Source organism: Pseudarthrobacter sp. TAF60_1 (genome assembly GCF_052113505.1).
Classification (GTDB): Bacteria; Actinomycetota; Actinomycetes; order Actinomycetales; family Micrococcaceae; genus Arthrobacter.
This window is the reverse complement of the sequence record NZ_JBFRDI010000017.1, coordinates 1-18,873: the sequence shown is the minus strand read 5'-3', so window position 1 is coordinate 18,873 and position 18,873 is coordinate 1. Positions and strand designations below refer to the sequence as shown.

18 protein-coding genes are annotated in these 18,873 nt (G+C 63.4%); 15 read left to right on the top strand and 3 right to left on the bottom strand.

Annotated features, from left to right (window positions below; genetic code table 11):
- Positions 1-8: 8 nt before the first annotated feature.
- The gene (gene disA, locus AB4Y73_RS17255; protein ID WP_441873295.1) at positions 9-1,085 is read right to left on the bottom strand and encodes a DNA integrity scanning diadenylate cyclase DisA; all 1,077 of its coding nucleotides are present in this window, start codon (positions 1,083-1,085) and stop codon (positions 9-11) included.
- A 357-nt stretch (positions 1,086-1,442) separates the two neighbouring features.
- Here disA and AB4Y73_RS17250 point away from each other — a divergent pair, with 357 nt between their 5' ends.
- Positions 1,443-3,056 carry a peptide chain release factor 3 gene (locus AB4Y73_RS17250; RefSeq protein ID WP_441873293.1) on the top strand — a complete coding sequence of 538 codons (1,614 nt, stop codon included), beginning with the start codon at positions 1,443-1,445 and terminating at the stop codon, positions 3,054-3,056.
- 7 nt (positions 3,057-3,063) lie between these two features.
- The gene (locus tag AB4Y73_RS17245; protein WP_441873291.1) at positions 3,064-4,308 is read left to right on the top strand and encodes a beta-ketoacyl-[acyl-carrier-protein] synthase family protein; all 1,245 of its coding nucleotides are present in this window, start codon (positions 3,064-3,066) and stop codon (positions 4,306-4,308) included.
- On the opposite strand, the gene AB4Y73_RS17240 is transcribed toward AB4Y73_RS17245, so the two are convergent.
- Entirely contained in the window at positions 4,295-4,846 is a 552-nt protein-coding gene (locus tag AB4Y73_RS17240; RefSeq protein ID WP_441873289.1) for a hypothetical protein, read from the bottom strand. The genes AB4Y73_RS17245 and AB4Y73_RS17240 overlap by 14 nt on opposite strands.
- 217 nt (positions 4,847-5,063) lie before the next feature.
- Between AB4Y73_RS17240 and AB4Y73_RS17235 the strand changes: the two genes are divergently transcribed.
- Together AB4Y73_RS17235 and AB4Y73_RS17230 are read left to right on the top strand one after the other, a co-directional pair.
- Positions 5,064-6,272, top strand: a complete 1,209-nt coding sequence (locus tag AB4Y73_RS17235) for an aspartate transaminase (RefSeq protein WP_441873287.1) — start codon at positions 5,064-5,066, stop codon at positions 6,270-6,272.
- Positions 6,273-6,298: 26 nt separating this feature from the next.
- Positions 6,299-6,982 carry a 4-carboxy-4-hydroxy-2-oxoadipate aldolase/oxaloacetate decarboxylase gene (locus AB4Y73_RS17230; protein ID WP_441873285.1) on the top strand — a complete coding sequence of 228 codons (684 nt, stop codon included), beginning with the start codon at positions 6,299-6,301 and terminating at the stop codon, positions 6,980-6,982.
- Positions 6,983-7,525: 543 nt separating this feature from the next.
- Here the strand turns inward: AB4Y73_RS17230 and AB4Y73_RS17225 are convergent.
- Complete coding sequence (locus AB4Y73_RS17225) at positions 7,526-8,452, bottom strand: LysR substrate-binding domain-containing protein (protein WP_441873283.1); 927 nt, start codon at positions 8,450-8,452, stop codon at positions 7,526-7,528.
- Positions 8,453-8,782: 330 nt separating this feature from the next.
- On the opposite strand from AB4Y73_RS17225, the gene AB4Y73_RS17220 reads away from it, so the two are divergent.
- From AB4Y73_RS17220 to AB4Y73_RS17170, 11 genes are all read left to right on the top strand, one after another.
- Positions 8,783-9,871 carry an ABC transporter substrate-binding protein gene (locus tag AB4Y73_RS17220; RefSeq protein ID WP_441873281.1) on the top strand — a complete coding sequence of 363 codons (1,089 nt, stop codon included), beginning with the start codon at positions 8,783-8,785 and terminating at the stop codon, positions 9,869-9,871.
- A gap of 48 nt (positions 9,872-9,919) precedes the next feature.
- Entirely contained in the window at positions 9,920-11,050 is a 1,131-nt protein-coding gene (locus AB4Y73_RS17215; protein ID WP_441873279.1) for an ABC transporter ATP-binding protein, read from the top strand.
- The gene (locus AB4Y73_RS17210) at positions 11,047-11,967 is read left to right on the top strand and encodes an ABC transporter permease (protein WP_441873277.1); all 921 of its coding nucleotides are present in this window, start codon (positions 11,047-11,049) and stop codon (positions 11,965-11,967) included. The genes AB4Y73_RS17215 and AB4Y73_RS17210 overlap by 4 nt, the downstream gene beginning before the upstream one ends.
- Positions 11,968-11,969: 2 nt before the next feature.
- The gene (locus tag AB4Y73_RS17205) at positions 11,970-12,785 is read left to right on the top strand and encodes an ABC transporter permease (protein ID WP_441873275.1); all 816 of its coding nucleotides are present in this window, start codon (positions 11,970-11,972) and stop codon (positions 12,783-12,785) included.
- A gap of 182 nt (positions 12,786-12,967) precedes the next feature.
- On the top strand, positions 12,968-13,756 hold the full coding sequence (locus tag AB4Y73_RS17200; protein ID WP_441873273.1) for a LamB/YcsF family protein: 789 nt from the start codon (positions 12,968-12,970) through the stop codon (positions 13,754-13,756).
- Position 13,757: 1 nt separating this feature from the next.
- Positions 13,758-14,477 carry a 5-oxoprolinase subunit B family protein gene (locus AB4Y73_RS17195; protein WP_441873271.1) on the top strand — a complete coding sequence of 240 codons (720 nt, stop codon included), beginning with the start codon at positions 13,758-13,760 and terminating at the stop codon, positions 14,475-14,477.
- On the top strand, positions 14,474-15,487 hold the full coding sequence (locus AB4Y73_RS17190) for a biotin-dependent carboxyltransferase family protein (protein ID WP_441873269.1): 1,014 nt from the start codon (positions 14,474-14,476) through the stop codon (positions 15,485-15,487). The genes AB4Y73_RS17195 and AB4Y73_RS17190 overlap by 4 nt, the downstream gene beginning before the upstream one ends.
- A 49-nt stretch (positions 15,488-15,536) precedes the next feature.
- A complete protein-coding gene (locus tag AB4Y73_RS17185; protein ID WP_441873267.1) occupies positions 15,537-16,877 on the top strand; it encodes an MFS transporter in 1,341 nt (446 codons plus the stop codon).
- A gap of 96 nt (positions 16,878-16,973) precedes the next feature.
- On the top strand, positions 16,974-17,723 hold the full coding sequence (locus AB4Y73_RS17180) for an SDR family oxidoreductase (RefSeq protein ID WP_441873265.1): 750 nt from the start codon (positions 16,974-16,976) through the stop codon (positions 17,721-17,723).
- A gap of 62 nt (positions 17,724-17,785) precedes the next feature.
- Positions 17,786-18,730 (top strand): 2-hydroxyacid dehydrogenase, encoded by a 945-nt coding sequence (locus tag AB4Y73_RS17175; protein ID WP_441873263.1) that lies wholly within the window; start codon positions 17,786-17,788, stop codon positions 18,728-18,730.
- Positions 18,727-18,873: SDR family NAD(P)-dependent oxidoreductase (locus AB4Y73_RS17170; RefSeq protein ID WP_441873490.1), on the top strand; the 147-nt coding region annotated here is incomplete at its 3' end. The genes AB4Y73_RS17175 and AB4Y73_RS17170, both read left to right, overlap by 4 nt.

Genomic DNA, 18,873 nt, shown 5'->3' with positions numbered 1-18,873 from the left:
CGGATGCTTTAGAGGAAGCGGTCCAGCAGGCTTGCCTCCGCCATCCGGCTCAGTCCTTCGCGGACGGTGCGGGCGCGCTGGTCGCCGATGCCGTCGACGGTCATCAGGTCATCGATGGTGGCGGCCATGAGGAACTGTAGCCCGCCGAAGTGGTCCACCAGGCGGTCCGCCACCGCCTTGGGGACGGCCTTGAGGCCGGAGAGCAGCCGGTAACCGCGGGGCTGCACCACGGCGTCGAGGTTGGCTTCGCCGCCGGCAAAACCGACGATTCCGGAGATCTTGCCGAGGTCGATCAGCTCGGTGGGGCCAAGGTTCACCAGGGCGCTAACGGCCTTCTCGATGTCCGTGGCGGAAGCGTCGGGGCTGGCGTAGTCGCGGATGATGACGTCGCTGCCCGGGCCGCGGCCCACTGTCAGTTCATCCAGCTGGAGTGACAGCAGCCGGCCGTCCTCACCGAGTTCCAGGACGTACTGCGAGATTTCCTCGGAGATGCGGCGGACCATTTCCTGGCGCTGCAGGGTGACGGCGACGTCGCGGACGGTCACCATGGCCTCGATCTCCAGGGCGGAAAGCGAGCTGGTGACCTGGTCAAGCCGTGACCGGTACCGTTCGAGGGTGGCGAGGGCTTGGTTGGCGCGGGCCAGTACCTTTTCGGATCCCTCCAGGACGTGCCGGAGTCCGTTGACGTACAGGGCGATGATCTGCATGGACTGGCTGACGGAGATCACGGGCACGCCGGTCTGGATGGCCACGCGTTCGGCAGTGCGGTGGCGCGTGCCGGATTCCTGGGTTTCGATGCTGGAATCCGGGACGAGCTGAACGGCGGCCCGCAGGATGTTGCCGGCGTCTTTGTCGCAGATAATGGCGCCGTCCATCTTGGCCAGTTCCCGCAGCCTTGTGGGGGAGAAGTCGATGCCGATGTCGAAGCCGCCGGAACAGATCGACTCGATGGTCCGGTCGATGCCCAGAACGATCAGTGCGCCGGTGCGTCCACGGAGGATCCGTTCGAGTCCGTCCCGCAGCGGCGTCCCGGGAGCCACTCTGCCCAGAGTCGCCTTGAGCGATTCTTCGGGGCTCCGCGCCATAGGTGTTCCCTTCAAAGGTGCGGACCGCTGCCCGCAGGAGCGGCGGATTTAGCCTCCGCCGGCAGGATGAAAAGTGCTCAGTTTCCCGCAAGCTCAATGATAGAGGTAAGAATGGGCAACAACCGCACGGACAAGCCCTAAAGTGCCTCATTGGGGGATGCCCGAAAGTGCCTCAGGAACGTGTCCGACGGCGGCTGTGGGGAATGCGGTTTGCCCCCAGCTTCCCCGGGCGCCGCCCTCCCATAGGGCCCGGCTGGCGCCGCTGCGATAAACTGGAACTTGGCTGTCCCGTAGCCACACTTCCCCTTTAGGCCCGCCGCGCGTCTTGGGGTACCCCATCGCAGCGAAAGTAGCACCGTGTCCCAAGATGTCCTTAGCCCCGCCCGGGTCAACGAGATTCACAAACAGGCGGCCCGGCGTCGGACCTTTGCTGTCATTTCGCACCCCGACGCCGGCAAGTCCACGCTGACCGAGGCGTTGGCGCTGCACGCGAAGGTGATCGGCACCGCCGGCGCCTCCAGCGGCAAAGCCAACCGCAAGGAAACGGTCTCGGACTGGATGCAGATGGAGAAGGACCGCGGCATTTCCATCAGCTCGGCCGCGCTCCAGTTCTCCTACCGGGACACCGTCATCAACCTGCTGGACACCCCGGGCCACGCCGACTTCTCCGAAGACACGTACCGCGTCCTGGCAGCCGTCGACTGCGCCGTGATGCTGGTTGACGCCGCAAAGGGCCTGGAAACCCAGACCATGAAGCTGTTCGAGGTCTGCAAGGCGCGGAACCTGCCCATCATCACGGTCATCAACAAGTGGGACCGGCCGGGCCTGGACGCGCTGGCACTGATGGACGAGATCACTGAGCGCACGGGCCTGCAGCCCATGCCGCTGACTTGGGCCGTGGGCATCTCCGGCGATTTCCGCGGCGTCTGGGATCTTCGCAATGATCGATTTGCCCGGTTCCAGCGCAACAACGCCGGGGCCAATATCGCGCTGACCGAGTACTTCACGCCGGAGGAAGCAGCGGAAAGCCAGGGCAACAACTGGTCCGACGCCGTGGACGAAGCCGGCCTGGTGATCGAATCCAACCTCGAGTTCGACGTTGATGCCTTCCACGCAGGCACCGCCACCCCCATCCTGTTCAGCTCCGCCGCGCTGAACTTCGGTGTGAAGGAAATCCTGGACGCACTGGTGGATTTCGCGCCGCCCGCAGCGCCCCGCCCGGATGTTGACGGCAGTCCCCGCCCCGTGGAATCGCCGTTCTCCGGCTTCGTCTTCAAAGTCCAGGCCGGCATGAACAAGGCCCACCGCGACCATGTGGCCTTCATCCGCGTCTGCTCGGGCGTGTTTGAACGCGGCATGGTGGTCACGCAGACCCGGACCGGGAAGTCCTTCGCCACGAAGTACGCCCAGCAGGTCTTCGGCCGCGAACGCGAGGTCATCGACGAGGCCTACCCCGGCGACGTTGTGGGCCTGGTCAACGCCTCCTCGCTGCGCGTAGGCGACAGCCTCTTCCTCGAGGACGCGGTGGAGTACCCCGCTATCCCGCTCTTCGCCCCGGAACACTTCCAGGTGGCCAGGTCGAAGGACCCCAGCAAGTTCAAGCAGTTCCGCCGCGGCATAGAGCAGCTCGAGCACGAGGGCGTCATCCAGGTGCTCCGCTCCGACGTCCGCGGCGACCAGGCCCCGGTGCTTGCCGCCGTCGGGCCCATGCAGTTTGAAGTGGTGGAGGACCGTATGGCCCACGACTTCAGCGCGCCCATGCGCCTCGAACGCCTGCCCTATTCCCTTGCCAGGATTTCGACGGCGGACGCTATGGCTACCCTGGCGAACGTACCCGGCGCCGAGGTGCTGTTGAGGTCTGACGGCGAGTACCTCGCCTTGTTCAACGACGTCTGGGCACTGCGCCGGATCGAGAAGAACCACCCCGATCTGACCTTGGTGCCCATCGGCACCCACAACCCCGCAAAGTAGCGAACCTATGAACGAAGTTCCCAAGGGGGCAGACCAGCCCCGCGCACTGATCACCGGCGTCGGCACCATCAACCCGCTCGGCTCCGCCGTTGCCGAGACCTGGTCCGGCCTGCTGGCGGGGAAGTCCGGAATCGCTGCACTGGATGCTGACTGGGCGGCGCAACTGCCCGTCAGGATGGCCGGACAGGTCACCGCGGACCTCTCTGAACACCTCACAACGCGCGAACTGAAGCGGATGGACCGGTGTGGACAACTGGCACTGGTGGCCGCGCGTGAAGCGTGGAAGCAGGCAGGAGCCCCGGAGGTCGATCCCGAGCGGTTTGCGGTGGTGATCGGCTCGGCCTATGGCGGCCTCGGCTCCACCCTCGAGCAGGACCGCGCCCTGGCCGCCGGCGGCCCGCGCCGTGTATCGCCGCACACCCTCACGCGGCTGATGGTCAACGGCCCGGCAGCCTGGGTTTCCATCGACCTTGGCGCCCGCGGCGGAGCCCGCACCCCGGTCAGCGCCTGCGCGTCCGGTGCCGAAGCGATTGTCCAGGGCGCCGAAATGATCAGGTCCGGAGCAGCCGACGTCGTCATTGCCGGCGGTGTGGACGCCTCCGTCAATGACCTGGTGGTCACCGGTTTTTCGCAGATCCGCGCGCTCTCGACGCGCAATGACGACCCCCAGCGGGCATCGCGCCCGTTCGACGGCGCCCGCGACGGCTTTGTCCTCGCTGAAGGCGCCGGGATTGTAGTGCTTGAAAGCGAAGCACATGCCCGGGCCCGCGGTGCCGCAGCCCTTGGTTCCGTGGCCGGCGGGGCCGTCACGTCCGATGCCAACGACATCGTGGCCGCCGACCCGGCCATGCAGCAGCGGGTGATGCAGAAAGCCCTTGCCTCGGCCGGGATGCAGGCCTCGGACATCGGCTTCGTCCATGCCCATGCCACGTCCACCCCGGTAGGGGACCGCCTTGAGGCGCAGGCCATCAACGCCATCTTCGGCGCGGACGTGCCGGTGACGTCGACGAAGGGCCACACCGGCCACCTGCTGGGCGGCGCCGGTGCACTCGCCGCCGTCGTGGTGGTCCAGGCACTGCAGACCGGACAACTGCCGGGCACGATTAACATCGAGGCGCTGGATCCCGAAGTGAACTTGAACGTCGTCACGGAAGACGCCCATACGCTGGCCCCGGGCACCGCACCGGCCGGCCTCGTTAATGCTTTCGGCTTCGGCGGTCACAGTGTTGCGCTGGTGATTACGGGGAGCTGATCCCCGTACGGCGTCCCGGCACTTTACTGGGCTGCTTTGGCGGAATGCCGCGGGTCATTTTCCTGATGTGTTCGGGCCTCAGCCCGGTAAGCGATGCAAGTTCGAAGTCGTCAAGAACCTGCTGCCTGCTGGCCGAAGCCAGCAGGTGCCGGCGTTCCTCCTCCACCGTTGCCTTCGATGCTTCCAAAGCCGTGAGTTCGAGGAGTAATAGCGAGATCAACCTGAGGTGCTCGGTCGGTGAAACCCCGGTGGGCTGCAGGTCGTCGAACGCGAGGCGGGTCCCGCGCACAGCCCCCGTGGAATGCTGCGTAAGGCGCGAGAGAGCCGTCACCGAAGCGCCATCGCAAAGAGCCTGAGCGACCATGTGGTTGAGGCTTGTCGAGAGATCCCGGATCCGGCTCGACCTGAAGCGGAGGGCCCCTTGCTTGGCCAGCAGCAGCCGGCTGAGTTCGGTTCGCAGCTTATCCTGTACCTGGGGCTGGTTTCCACGATAGCGGTAGCCGCCCGGGGCGGCTTGTGACGGCTGATGGCGGGCCATGTGTGCCTCTCCCTTGAACATTAGGCTCAAGGTTAGGCGCGTCCGTTCCTCCCGGGAAATACCGATATCCGCTGCAGTGATAAGCAGATTGCGTGGCTGGCGGGGGCCATAAGGGTTACTTATCCGTCCACGCACAATAGGTCTTATCCACGGCGGCTAACTCTCCATAGGCTCGAATGACACAAGTCCCCTCACTGATGACCTATTGGAAGAGATCATGTCTGAATTCGTGCCTGCATCGCGTGTGTCACGCATCAAATCGTCGCCAAGTGTGGCCGCCGCTGCCCGCGTCCGGGAGCTCAAGGCTGAGGGACGCCGAATTCTTGACCTCACCGTCGGGGAGCCGGACTTCGATACACCCGAGCACATCAAGACAGCAGCCGTGCAAGCGATAGCGGACGGCGAGACCAAATATACGTCCGTCACCGGTACTCCTGCACTGCAGAAGGCGATCCTGCAGGCCTTGGAACTGAACACGGGATTGCACTATTCGGCCAACGAGATAACCATCGGCGGGGGAGCCAAGCAGGTCATCTTCATCGCATTTATGGCTTCCCTGGATGCCGGCGATGAAGTCATCATTCCTGCCCCTTACTGGGTCTCCTACCCGGATATGGTCCTGGCCAACGAAGGCCGCCCAGTGATCCTCCCCTGTGGTGAGGACTCCGGCTTCAAGATCACTCCCGAAGCGCTGCGCGACGCCATCACGGAACGCACAAAATGGCTGATCCTCAATTCGCCGTCCAACCCCACCGGCGCTGTCTACTCCCGCGCCGAACTGCGCGCCCTGGCGGACGTCCTGGCCGAGTTCCCCGATGTCTATGTCCTGACCGACGAAATCTACGACCAGATCTACTTCGGGGCAGGCAAGCTGACCGGCCTCGTGGAAGCAGCCCCCGAACTCAAGGACCGCGTCCTATTGGTCAACGGCGTCTCCAAGGCTTATGCCATGACGGGCTGGAGGCTGGGTTATGCCGCCGGGCCCGTGCAGCTAATTGCTGCCATCAACAAGCTCCAGTCGCAGATTTCCTCCTGCCCTTCCTCCATCAGCCAGGCAGCAGCCGCGGCAGCACTCACCGGCGACCAGTCCTTCATCCGGACCAGCGCCGAGGTTTACCGCAGCCGCCGTGATGCCGCCGTCGCCGGGCTGAACGCGATCACAGGGCTGTCATGCTCGACGCCGGAGGGAGCCTTTTACGCCTACGTCAACTGCGGCGGGGTGCTGGGGAAAACGACGCCGAACGGCAACGTTATCCGCGACGACCAGGACTTCGTCCTTTACCTGCTTGATCAGGCATCCGTCGCAGCGATCCCGGGGTCTGCTTACGGACTCGGTCCCTACTTCCGCATCTCCTACGCAACCAGCCTCGACATTATCGAGGAATCCGTTGCTGCCATCGACAAAGCCGTCCAGGCCCTCAACTGACCACCTCCCCAATGAAGGAAAACACCATGATCCACGTAAAGACCACCATCGACCGCCCCGACGCTGATGCCGTAAGCCGCCTGGCTAAGTTCTCTTCCGCAACCATCCACGAGGCACAGGGCCGCAAGGGGGCCCTCAGCTCGAAGATCAAGCCGATCGACCGCAGCATGTCCTTCTGCGGTCCCGCCGTCACTGTCCGCTGTGCACCCAGGGACAACCTCATGCTGCAGGTGGCCATCCACTACGCCGAGGCCGGAGACGTCATCCTCGCCGCGGCAGGGGAGTTCGAGGAAGCTGGCACCTTTGGCGACGTCCTCGGCAACGCCATGAAGGCCAAGGGCCTGGCCGGGCTCGTGACAGACTCGGGGGTCCGCGACACCCAGGACCTTATCGAACTGGGCCTGCCGGTCTTCTCCGGCAGCATCTCCATCAAGGGCACCGTGAAGGAAACCATCGGTCCCATCAACCACCCGGTGGTCTTCGGCGACGAAATTATCTACCCCGGCGACGTCCTCCGCGGCGACGCTGACGGTGTAGTGGTGGTCCGCAAGGATGAATTGGAAGAGGTTATCCGACTTTCCCAGGAGCGTGACGACGCCGAGCGGGACCTCATCCGCCGCTACCACGAGGGTGGCACCACAATCGAGCTGTGCAACCTGACTGAAGTTCTCAAGGCAAAAGGCCTACTGGTCGAAGACGCCAGCCGATGAAGCGGAAGGGTGTGCCGCGCACCGCGGCATGACCTCCCATGTTCGAGCACACTTGAAGTCTGCACTTACGAAGTAATGGGTCCATGTCCTGCCGGACATGGACCCATTTGCTTTGCTCTGAGCCGGTCGAGCGTCAGCTGACCAGCGAGGACCCCACCGCATAAGAAGTCTGTGGTCCCGGCAGTGGATACGCGGGCTGGCCGGAAAGGGTTTCGTCCAAGAACCAAAGCGTTGCTCCTGACCCGGACATCGGCATGATGCTGCCTTCAAAAACAAACACGGCTTGGCCCTCCTGTCCCTCGGGAAGCCAGAACCCGTTCGCTGGGCAGTGGGATCCGGTTCTCGCCGCCAAGCGGGCGCCGGTTGCAGGGTTCCGGCGTGCACTGCTGATCTTTTTCACGATGTGCTCCCAATCAAGAATTCCAGTGAGTTAATAGTTTCCGGACAGTTCCGGCCTTTAACTACAGATTAGTTTCTTGGGATCATGTTTACTAAGACCAAATCCATCTGCCATGATAAGGAGATTTTGTGTGGCTCGCCGAACTAACTCGTGTATTTTGTGCTGAGCATTTCCTGCAGCATTTCCTTCAGGACCATCAGTACGGCTGACGCCGCTTCTGAGAGGGGCTCGTGGTCCGGTGTGCAGAGCGCTATCTTGCACTGGAGGGCAGGCGCAACGATCCGCAAAACCCGGAAGTCCTCCTCGTGGAAGAGTGCGTCCGCTGCAGACTTCGGCAAGATCGTGGCGCCCATATCTGCCCGCAGGAGTCGGGTTAAGGAGGGCACAGATTCCACCTCGCCCACCAGGCGGAGGCTCAGGCCTTCCTCCCGCATGCCGGTTTCGATGATCTGGCGGAGGGTGTGATTCTGCTCGGGAAGGAACAGGCTGAACTTGGCAGCTTCCGCGAGGGTTATCGCCCCTGAAGCGTCAGCGTTAACGGCCTGTGCCCCTTTCGCATTCACCACTAGATGCAGATCCTCCACGATCATGGTGGTGAACTGAACGCCTCGAATTGGCCCGGGCTCATAGATGAGAGCCATGTCCAGCCGGCCGTTTTTTATCGCATCGCTGAGTACGCCGCCGTAGATCTCCGTCAAATGAAGCACGATGTCCGGGTACCGGCGGGCTACCTCGCCGATGATGCGCGGAGTGAGGCTCGACGCCATGCTGTATGGCGCGATGGCTATGGACACCCGTCCAGCCGGTGCTGCCCCTGAACTCGCCACATCCTGGCGGGCCTGATCGACGAGGCGAAGGATCGTCTGTGCATGGCGGTAAAGCGTGTGGCCGGCGGCTGTGGGTTGGACGCCCTGCTTGCTGCGGATCAGGAGGCGCTGCTTCAGCTCCGTTTCGAGGGCTGAAACCTGCTGGCTGAGAGCGGGCTGGGCCACGTGCAGGGCAGCGGCCGCCTTGGTGATGCTTCCTGAATCAACGATCTTTACAAAGTAGGCAAGTTTTCGAGTGTCCATACCGGCAAATCTTTCGTCTTCGGCGCCCTGAAGCCCCGACGGGTCATATGCGGATTCTATGGCGGGATACGCAATAGGTCTTTGTGTGATCCACATCTCGGACACTAAGTTGATCTTCAGAACACAATTTCTGTGAGAAATCGATTATACCCCTCGGGTCATAAGCGGCAATGATGCCCCTATATGCCTTTTGCATAATTGCCGTATTTACAGAAATCCGCGTTTTCTTTTACGTGCTCGAAACAACCGCTCCATACCTTTTAGAAGCATCCTCCGGAATCCGCCGGTACCTGATCCGGGGTTCCTCCCCAATAAGGAAGAGACACCACAATGAGAGTAATTACCAGAGGCAAGATCGCCTTGGCTGCTGCCGCAACTGCTGCGGCACTTGTGCTCACCGGCTGCGGCGGCGGCGCCGGGTCTTCAGGCGGCGGGAACTCCAGCGCAAAGTCCGGCGAACTGAACCTGATCGCCTACTCCGGTGTCTGGCAGGACCAGTACACGGCAGCCGTCATCGAGCCGTTTAAGGCCAAGTATCCGGACATCAAGATCAACTACGTCTCCAAGCGCTCCTCCGCCGAAATGCTGAGCGCCCTTCAGGGACAGAAGAACAACCCGTCCACGGACGTTGCCATCATGGACAATTCGGTCTCGACCACTGGCAACACTCAGGGACTCTTCGACAAGATTGATGCCGCAGCAGTTCCCAACCTGGCGAACGTACCCGAGAAGTTCAAAAACAAGGACGGGTTCGGTCCGGTTGTCATGCTCGACGCCGTCGGCCTGCTCTACGACACGGCAACCTTCCCCAAGCCGCCGGAAAGCTGGAACGTGCTGTGGGATCCGGCCTACGCCGGCAAGATCAACGTCAACGCTCCCCCCTCGCTGCTGGGCCTCTCGCTGACCGCCATCACCTCGAAGATGGAAGGCGAGGACTACACGAAGAGCATCGACAAGGCGGTTGCCCGCCTGAAGGAAATGGCTCCCGGCGTCCAGACGTTCGCGCCCAACCCGGACGAATACCAGAACGTCATCACCGGCCAGACAGTCCTGGGCCTGGGGCAGAATGCGCGGGGCCAGTTCTACAGTGACCAGAGCAACAAGAAGATGGGTGTGACCTTTCCCAAGGAGGGCACGGTCTACCAGATCAACACCGTGAACATCGTCAAGGATGCGCCGAACAAGGCCGCTGCCCAGACCTTCGTTGACTACGCGCTGTCCGCCGATGCACAGACAGCCTTCGCTAAGGCGCTGTTCTATGCGCCCTCCGTGACCAACGCCGAACTTCCGGCGAACGTCAAAGACCGTGTGGTTCCTACTGACGGGTCACTGAACATCGTCCCGCTTGATGTGGAATTCCTGTCCTCCGCCCGTGACAAGTGGACCGACACCTGGAAGCGCCAGATCATCACCAAATAACCGTGCCCACGGTGCCCCTTTCCAACCCGCTTCAGGAGAAGTGAACTCGTGACTGAATCAAAACTGTCGATCGTGGATCTGACCAAAAGGTACGCTGCAGGGCTCGACCCCGCCGTCGACCGCCTGAACATGGAAGTGGAAGAGGGGCACCTGGTGGCGCTTCTCGGTCCGTCGGGCTGCGGCAAAACAACAACACTGCGCATGGTGGCCGGGCTGATGGACCCCACAGCTGGCTCCATCGTGGTGGATGGAAAAGAGATCACCCACACGCCCGTGAATAAGCGCGGGATGGGTATGGTCTTCCAGTCGTACGCCCTGTTCCCGCACATGAACGTCGAACAGAATGTGGCTTTCGGACTGCAGATGCGCCAGACCTCAAAGCCCGACCAGAAACGCCGGGTCGCCGCGGCGCTGGACATGGTCCAGCTTGGTCACCTGTCCAAGCGGCAGGTCAGGGAGCTTTCCGGCGGTCAGCAGCAGCGTATCGCGCTGGCGCGCGCCCTGGTGGTGGAACCCACACTGCTTCTCCTGGACGAGCCGCTGTCCAACCTGGACGCAAAACTCCGGGAAACAATGCGGTCCGAGATCCGTTCCATCCAGCAGCGGACCCGGGCGACTACGCTCTTCGTCACACATGATCAGGACGAGGCGCTGGACATGGCTGACCGAATTGCTGTGATGAACGGTGGCCTCATCGAGCAATTCGGTTCCCCCACCGAAGTGTACGAACGGCCGCAAACACGGTTCGTGGCAAACTTCATCGGCCAGGCAAACTTCCTCGACGCCACGGTCCTGTCCGAGACAGGCTCCGCCACGCGGGGCGAGACCCACTACCGGGTGTCCATCGACCAACTGGGTCAGTTCGGTGCGGTGGGGACGCCCGGGCTTGCCGGATCTGCGCATGAACTAGTCATCCGCCCCCACCGGCTCAAGGTGTCCCTGCATGACTCGGGCATCGGGACCATTGAGGGCGTTATCGAACGCGTCAGCTACACCGGCGATGCCATCTCCGTGGCCGTCAAGGCCGGAAACCGCGTCCTGCAGGCACAGGTCCCCACCTCCAGCGGTGACCTGCCCCGCCCAGGTGACGCGGCGTACCTTTCCTGGAACGAGCAGGACGCGTATCTGCTGCCCGCCGCGGTGAAGGCCCCGGCCGCAGTGAAAGTCCCGGCAGCATGACCGTCACCCAGACCCCGGCCTCGTCCGTCCGCCGGACCGGCGCTGCTGAAGGCGACCTCGAACGCGCCACTGGACGCCGGAACCGGCGCACCTACCTGGCCCTGCTCCTTCCCGGTCTCCTTGGGCTGCTGGTGAGCTTCGTCTTTCCGCTCGCCTACATGATCCGGATGTCGTTCAACCGGGGTGCACCGGACGGCATTATCGAGGAAACCTTCACCCTCGATACGTACATCCAGCCGCTCACCGATCCGTATTACTGGCGGGTAACGCTGGACACGTTCCAGATGGGCGTCACCGTGGGACTGCTCTGCGTCGTGGTGGCCTACCCCGTGGCGCTGTTCCTCGCCAGGAGCACCAGCAAATACCGCGGCCTGCTCATCGCCATTGCAATCGCGCCGCTGCTTACGTCCGCGGTGGTGCGGACCTACGGGTGGATGGTCATCCTGGGCACGAACGGCCTGGTTAACTCCTCCTTGCAAGGTATGGGCCTGATCGATGCGCCGCTGAAGCTGACGAACAACATGACCGGTGTGACCATCGGGCTCGTAGAAATCTTTATGCCGTACGCCATCCTCGCCATGATCTCCGGCTTTGGCCGGCTCAGCCCGCAACTCGAAGAAGCTGCCGGATCCTTGGGCGCCAGCAAGCTGCAGGTCTTCACCAGGGTCACGCTTCCGCTGAGCCTGCCCGGCATCATCACGGCGTTCCTGCTGGTCTTTGTCCTGTCAATCAGTACCTTCATCACCCCGCGCCTCCTCGGCGGCGGCAGTGTGCAGGTACTGGCCACTGAAATCTACGACCAGACCACAGGGCTTCTCAACTGGCCCTTCGCCGCGGCACTGTCCGTCATTCTGCTGGTCCTGTTCGGCCTGATCATTGCCGTCTACCAGCGCCTCACCAAAAAGATCGGAGGCTAGCCATGTCCGAGGCCCGCCTTTTCAAACCGCGTTTCAACCCGGCCAAGCCGGCGTTCGGGATCCTGGTATTCCTGCTCTACCTGTTCCTCCTGGCACCGCTGCTGATCGTCTTTGTTGTCTCCTTCGCATCCAACCAGTACCTCTCCTTTCCGCCGGAAGGCCTGACGTTCAAGTGGTACGAGATGCTGCCGAAGGAAAGCACGTTTATGAACGGCATGCGGGTCAGCCTCATCGTGGCGGTTATCGTCACGGTGATAGTCCTGGCCCTGGGTGTCCCGGTGGCTCTGGCCCTGGACCGGTTTGAGTTCAAGGCCAAGGCAGCGGTGCAGTCATTCTTCCTCTCGCCCCTGTTGATCCCGAGCATCGTCCTGGCATTGGGCATGGTCCTCCTTTTTGGGCCCCTCAAACTGACCAACACCTACGCGGGAATCATCATCGGCCATGTGGCCATCACCATCCCCTTCGTCATCAGGACAACGCTGATGAGCCTGGCCACTACGGACACGTCCTGTGAGGCGGCGGCGAGGATCCTGGGCGCCGGGCCCTGGACCGTCTTCCGGCGAATCACCCTGCCCATCATCCAGCCCGGCGTGATCGCCGGCGGCGTCATCGCCTTCATCGTCTCGTTCGACGAAGCGGTCATCTCCCTGTTCGTCGCCGAATCCGGGCTGCCAACGCTGCCCGTGCAGGTCCTGCGGTACGTGGAGAACTCGGCCGACGCCGCCGTGGCCGCACTGTCCGTGATCCTCATCCTGATCTCGCTCGCCGTCGTCGTCGTGGTCGAGCGGGTCATGGGCCTCCGCAAAGCCCTGCGCTAGGCGCTCCCGGGATGGGCCCCGGCCATAACCGTGGCCTATCCCGTGACACCGATTACGTCTTTGTGTGGGGCAGCGCACGGTGCCACCCTTGAATATGGGAGGGACCGCAGCAGCTGCCACCGCTCTCCATCTCCCCAACGGGAGCATTGCAAGTCACTACACATCAAAGGAAGGCACACACTATGGGTCGCACAGTTGATCTTGTGGCAGATCTCGGTGAAGGCTTTGGTGCCTACTCCATGGGTGACGACAGCGCGCTTCTTGAAATCGTCTCCAGCGCCAACATAGCCTGCGGATTCCACGCCGGGGATCCGGACATCATGGACCGCACGGTGGCAGAATGCGTCCGGCGCGGTGTCAGCATCGGCGCGCACCCGAGCTTCCCTGACCTCCGCGGCTTCGGGCGGCGTGCCATGGACCTCACCGCAGATGAAGTCCGCAATGATGTCCTCTACCAGATCGGTGCGTTGTCGGGCTTCGCCGCGTACCACGGAACCATCGTTTCGCACGTGGCCCCCCACGGCCGGCTGGGTAACCTCGTAGCCACCCGCCAGGACTACGCGAGCGCCGTCGCTGACGCCGCGCACCGCCTGCGTCCGGACCTGATCGTCCTGGCCCAGGATGGCGAGCTCGCCCAGGCCGCGGCCAGCCGCGGCTTGCCCGTGGGCATCGTGGGCATCGCTGACCGCGCCTATGAGAACGACGGAACCCTCGTGCCCCGCAGTCAGCCCGGCGCCGTCATCCACGACCCCGCAATCATCGTCGATCGCACCATCCGCATGGTGTGCGAGGGCGTCATCGAATCCGCTTCCGGCGTGCAGCTTCCCGTCGTCGCGGACACCGTCCTGCTGCACGGGGACAACCCCGGTGCAGTGGACCTGGCGCGCCTCATCCGCAAGGAACTGACCGCCGCCGGTGTCACCATCGCCCCTCTGGCCCAGGTTCTGGCCGCCAAAGCGGAAGCTGCCTGACATGGCCGATACCCCAACTCCCGTCGAGGTCTACGAATCAGGCGACGCCGCCCTCCGCGTCGTGGCTACGTCCCCTGATCGTGAACGCAACTGGGCCGCGGTGCACGCGCTGGCGTCCTGGCTCGAGACTGCCGACGTCGACGGTGTTCATGGTGCGGTACCCACCTATGATTCGGTGCTGGTCGAGTTCGACCCCTACATCACGTCTGCCCGGCAAATCCGAGCCTTTGTTCTCCTTGGCATGCGCCAGCTTGATTTCGTGGGCGCCCCCGCTCGTACGCCGCGGCAGTTCGAGGTCCCGGTGGCGTATGGCGGCGACTACGGTCCCGACCTCCAAAAAGTCGCGGACCACGAGGGACTCTCGGTCTCCGAAATCATTGCCCTCCACACAGCCAAGGCGTACGTCATCCGGTGCCTGGGTGCACCGGCAGGATCACCCATGATGGACGGACCGGACTTCCCGCTGCCGGTACCCCGGCTCAAGGACCCACGGCTTTCGGTGCCGGCGGGTGCGGTATCGGTCGCCGGCCGGCAGGCAGTAATCGCTCCCGCGGCGGCCCCGGGAGGTTGGTGCGTCATCGGACAGACACCCTTGACCGTGCTGAACGCGAACAAACAGCCACTCGTTCCCTACATGCCCGGCGATCTGCTCCGGTTCCACCAGATTCCGGCCGCAGATTTCGCCCGCCTTGCGGGCCGTGAGCTGGAGGCATCAGCATGAGCGGAACACTGACCATTCAGCAGGCGGGCCACGCAGTGGTCACGGATCTGGGCAGGTTCAAGGGCCCGCGGTATGGGCTCCCTGTGAATGGGGCCCTCGACCAGTTTTCCGCCAGAGCGGCCAACATACTGGCAGGAAACCTGGACAACGATCCGCTGCTCGAGGTTACCGCGCTGGACTTCCGGATGCGTGCAGACACCGACGTGCTCATCGCCGTCACCGGTGCGCAGCTGACCCTCACTGTCGGCGGGCGAGAATGCCCCCAATGGGAGCCGGTCTCGGTACAGGCCGGGGAAACCGTGGCCCTGCGCGGCATCACCGCCGGGCTTCGCGCCTACATTGCTGTTCACGGTTCGCTCGAGGCACCGGCATTGCTGGGCAGCTGCGCACCGGATACCGTCGTCGGGTTTGGCCTGAAACTCTCCGACGGTACCGCCCTCCGAGCCAGAAAGACCGTTCCCCCGATCAAGCAGCCGTACTTTGACCTTCCGCTGTTCCGGCTGGGGCTCTCCCGCCCGGGCATCAGCGGCCGTCCTGTCATCGACGTTACAGACGGGCCGGACATCGACGAATTCGGTGACACCGCGGACCTTCTGTTCAAAACCAGCTACACCGTGAGCGGACGCAGCAACCACATCGGGCTCCGCCTCGGCGGGGCACTTCCGGAACGGCAATCCACGACGGAGGTCCTGTCCCGTGGGGTTCCGGTCGGCGCCATCGAGGTGCCATCCAGGGAAGAACTCCTCGTCCTCCACCGCGGTCGCGGCGTTACGGCAGGCTATCCGGTCCTCGGTGTAGTCACCAGCCGTTCCCTGGATGCACTTGCCCAAGCCAGGCCCGGAGATACGGTCCGCTTTCGTAAGACCACCGTCGCAGAGGCCACCGCGCGGCACCGTGCCGCTGTGCGTGAGCTCGAGGCCCTGCGCACGTCAGTACATACAGTCTTCGGCTTGCTGGGTGTGGGAGCCCCGGCGAGTTGGCGGGAACTCAAACCGGCCTCCGGAAGCTGAGGCCCAGTCATGACCCGCCCTAGTCACCAGAAACAAGTAAGGATCTAAGATGTCAACGTCAACGCGAGCGGCTGGTCCGCACAACGACCGCCTGGATGCCAGGCAGACCCGGAAGGTGGTAACCGCCGGTTGCGTGGGCATCTTCGTGGAACTCTACGACAACGGCATCTTCGCCTTCATGGCCGGAACCCTTGCCCTGGTATTCCTCGCCCCCGGCAACCCGGACAACGCCCTGCTGTTCGTCTTCGCAGGGTACGCCGTATCCTTTTTCGTTCGGCCACTCGGCGCCGTGGTCTGCGGCTACCTGGGCGACCGCATCGGACGGCAGAAACTGCTGGTCTTCGTCATCCTGCTCATCAGTGCGGCAACCGCCGGCATCGGCGTCCTGCCCGACTATGCCGCGATCGGTATTGCAGCGCCGGTCCTCCTGATACTCCTGAGGCTCCTTCAGGGCTTTTCGGTCGGCGGCGAAGCTGCCGGTGCCATGACGTTCCTTGCGGAGCACGCTCCCGAAGGCAAACGCGGTATCATCACCTCGTACGCCCAGATTGCCTCCTTCGCCGCACTCCTGACGGGCACCCTGGTGGCGTATTCCATGTCCCCATGGCTCACGCAGGCGGCCATCGAAGGCGGCGGGTTCGGTTCCTTCGCCTGGCGCATACCGTTCCTGGTGGCCATCCCCATGGGCGTCATTGGCTGGTATATCCGGAAGGCCATTAGCGACACCCCCAACTTCCAGAAGCTCAAGGAAGAAGGCGGCCTGTCCGCCAATCCCCTCAAGGAGGCTTTCGCCTCCGCTGAGCACCGCCGCGCGATGCTCCTGGCCTTGTTCATCCCCCTGATGAACGGCTCCGGATACTACGTGCTGTTCTCCTACATGCCAACGTTCCTCAAGGGCAAGCAGCTGAACTTCACTATCGGCGAAGCCCTCCTGGTTACGGCATGCAGCCTTGTGGCCATCTGCATCGCCATCCCGTTCATGGGCGCACTCTCAGACCGTATCGGACGCAAAAAGGTCATAGCCGGCTCCGCGATTGCGATGGCCGTGGTGGGTATTCCGGCATACGCCATCATTGCCACCGGCAACATGGCCTTGGCGATCCTCGGCGCCTGTGTCATGGCAGTGGTCTTCGCCGGACACACTGCAGTGATCCACATCCTGATTGTTGAACTTTTCCCAACCCGGGTGCGGTACTCCGCCTACGGGCTCGGTTACAACATCTCCTCGGCACTCTTCGGAGGCACGGCCCCGCTTCTCATGACCTGGCTGATCTCAACCACCGGCAACATCTACATGCCAGCCTTCTACGCCGTGATCACCGCACTGGGCACGCTGGCCGCCGTCAGCACCGTCAAAGACAGGGCGCACTTGCCGCTCAGGGACGCCTAACCGCTACCTCGCGCGTGCGCACCACTTCCGCGCCGGGGCCGACGCCCCCGGGCCCTGCCCGATCAATCTTCGCCAACCCACTCATTGGAGACTTCCATGCCATTTTCAGACTATTCAACAGCCCTTGTCACCGGAGCATCCACTGGGATGGGCGCTGCCATCGCCGAAAGGTTGACCAAGCGCGGACTGCAGGTCCATGCCTTTGCCCGCAATGAAGTCCGGCTGAAGGAACTGACGGACCGCACCGGAGCAATTGCCCACGTCGTGGACCTGACGGACACGGCAGCGCTTACCGCAGCGGTGGAGGGACTTCAGGTTGACGTTCTGGTCAACTGCGCTGGCGTCTCGCGCCCCGGCAACATCCTGGACTCGTCGGAAAGCGACATCGACGAACTTGTGGACGTCAACCTCCGCTCCCTCCTTCAGCTGACCCGCTTGGTCCTGCCCGGCATGGTGGAGCGGGACAACGGCCACGTCATCAACATCAGCTCCATCGCAGGTATCTACAACTTCTACGGACACACGGTTTACCACGCCACAAAGGCCGCTGTGCACCAGATCTCACGCCAGCTCCGCAACGACACCGTGGGTAAGCGCATCCGGGTCACCGAGATCTGCCCCGGTCGGGTTGAAACCGAAATCTTCGGCCGCAACATGGGCGGCACGCCCGAAGCCATGGAAGAAGCCTGGCAGACCTACTACGAAGGCTACGAGTCGCTGACCACGGACGACATCGTCAACGCGCTGGACTACGCGGTTGAGACACCCCGGCACGTGAATGTGGGCATGCTCGAACTGATGCCTACGTTCCAGGTCCCCGGCGGACTCACCTTCGATCGCCGCTAATCCACCAGCTTTCCCGAACATCCCGGCCCCAGCCAGCCAACAGCAGAAAAGATAGGTCCCCAATGCAGGTCATCCGAACGGTCAGTTTCCCCGACAAGCAGCTGCTTGCAGATCTGGAGCCGCTGCCAGGCGGACTCCGGGGCATCATCTGGGACCTCAAGTCCGGTCCCGAGGGCGGCTCTTTGGACGAGATCGATGCTGTGGTCCTGCCATACCTCGACGCCGGCGCGGTGCTCCCGGCGCTCGCTAAAGTTCCGAAACTCAAGTTCGTCCAGACCCAGTCCACCGGGTTCGACGGTGTCCGTGAGGCGGCGGGACCGGGCGCCGCCGTGTCAAGCGCTGCCGGAGTCCACGCCGCGGCCACCGCCGAGCTCGCCCTGGGCCTTATCCTGGCCAAACTTCGGGGGATCGACCAGGCCGTCCGTGACCAGCAGCAAGCGGCCTGGCGGCCGCAGCGCCGGCAGTCCCTCGCGGACCGGAGGGTGCTGCTGGCCGGCGTCGGCGGTATCGGCCGAGAAATAGCGCGGCGGCTGGAGCCCTTCGAAGTGTCCGTCACCCGTGTGGGGAGTGCAGCGCGCGACGACGCACAGGGACACGTGCATGCGTCTTCCGAGCTGGCAGAACTGGCAGCCAGCCACGACATCCTGATCAGTGTCCTGCCGCTCAGCGATCAGACCCACCACCTGATCGGGGAGAATGTCCTCGCAGCACTGCCCGACGGCGCGCTGGTAGTCAACGTTGGCCGGGGAGCCGTGGTGGACACGGCAGCCCTCACTAAGGAAGTCATTTCCGGGCGGCTGCAGTGCGCACTCGATGTAGTGGATCCGGAACCGCTCCCCGCCGACCACCCCCTGTGGGGTTCCACCAACGCCCTGATTACTCCCCACGTTGGTGGCAACGCATCCGCGTTCGAACCGCGGATCCTCAAACTCCTGGCGAAGCAGTTGGAAGCGCTGGCTGCGGGCCGCCTTCCGGCGAACCTGGTGCAGGCAGGACCGTTCGCATGAGTGGACTTTTTGACCTGACGGGGCGGGTTGCCCTTGTGACGGGGTCGAGCCGGGGGATTGGTAATGCGCTGGCGCGGGCGTTGGCTGAGGCGGGGGCGACGGTGGTGCTGAACGGCATCAATGCGGAGCGGTTGAAGGCAGCG

Excerpts from the sequence above, each read along its gene's own strand:
- disA (WP_441873295.1), bottom strand. The coding sequence starts at position 1,085 with ATGGCGCGGAGCCCCGAAGAATCGCTCAAGGCGACTCTGGGCAGAGTG.
- AB4Y73_RS17245 (WP_441873291.1), top strand. The coding sequence starts at position 3,064 with ATGAACGAAGTTCCCAAGGGGGCAGACCAGCCCCGCGCACTGATCACC.
- AB4Y73_RS17240 (WP_441873289.1), bottom strand. The coding sequence starts at position 4,846 with ATGGCCCGCCATCAGCCGTCACAAGCCGCCCCGGGCGGCTACCGCTAT.
- AB4Y73_RS17235 (WP_441873287.1), top strand. The coding sequence starts at position 5,064 with ATGTCTGAATTCGTGCCTGCATCGCGTGTGTCACGCATCAAATCGTCG.
- AB4Y73_RS17230 (WP_441873285.1), top strand. The coding sequence starts at position 6,299 with ATGATCCACGTAAAGACCACCATCGACCGCCCCGACGCTGATGCCGTA.
- AB4Y73_RS17225 (WP_441873283.1), bottom strand. The coding sequence starts at position 8,452 with ATGGACACTCGAAAACTTGCCTACTTTGTAAAGATCGTTGATTCAGGA.
- AB4Y73_RS17220 (WP_441873281.1), top strand. The coding sequence starts at position 8,783 with ATGAGAGTAATTACCAGAGGCAAGATCGCCTTGGCTGCTGCCGCAACT.
- AB4Y73_RS17210 (WP_441873277.1), top strand. The coding sequence starts at position 11,047 with ATGACCGTCACCCAGACCCCGGCCTCGTCCGTCCGCCGGACCGGCGCT.
- AB4Y73_RS17205 (WP_441873275.1), top strand. The coding sequence starts at position 11,970 with ATGTCCGAGGCCCGCCTTTTCAAACCGCGTTTCAACCCGGCCAAGCCG.
- AB4Y73_RS17200 (WP_441873273.1), top strand. The coding sequence starts at position 12,968 with ATGGGTCGCACAGTTGATCTTGTGGCAGATCTCGGTGAAGGCTTTGGT.
- AB4Y73_RS17195 (WP_441873271.1), top strand. The coding sequence starts at position 13,758 with ATGGCCGATACCCCAACTCCCGTCGAGGTCTACGAATCAGGCGACGCC.
- AB4Y73_RS17190 (WP_441873269.1), top strand. The coding sequence starts at position 14,474 with ATGAGCGGAACACTGACCATTCAGCAGGCGGGCCACGCAGTGGTCACG.
- AB4Y73_RS17185 (WP_441873267.1), top strand. The coding sequence starts at position 15,537 with ATGTCAACGTCAACGCGAGCGGCTGGTCCGCACAACGACCGCCTGGAT.
- AB4Y73_RS17180 (WP_441873265.1), top strand. The coding sequence starts at position 16,974 with ATGCCATTTTCAGACTATTCAACAGCCCTTGTCACCGGAGCATCCACT.
- AB4Y73_RS17175 (WP_441873263.1), top strand. The coding sequence starts at position 17,786 with ATGCAGGTCATCCGAACGGTCAGTTTCCCCGACAAGCAGCTGCTTGCA.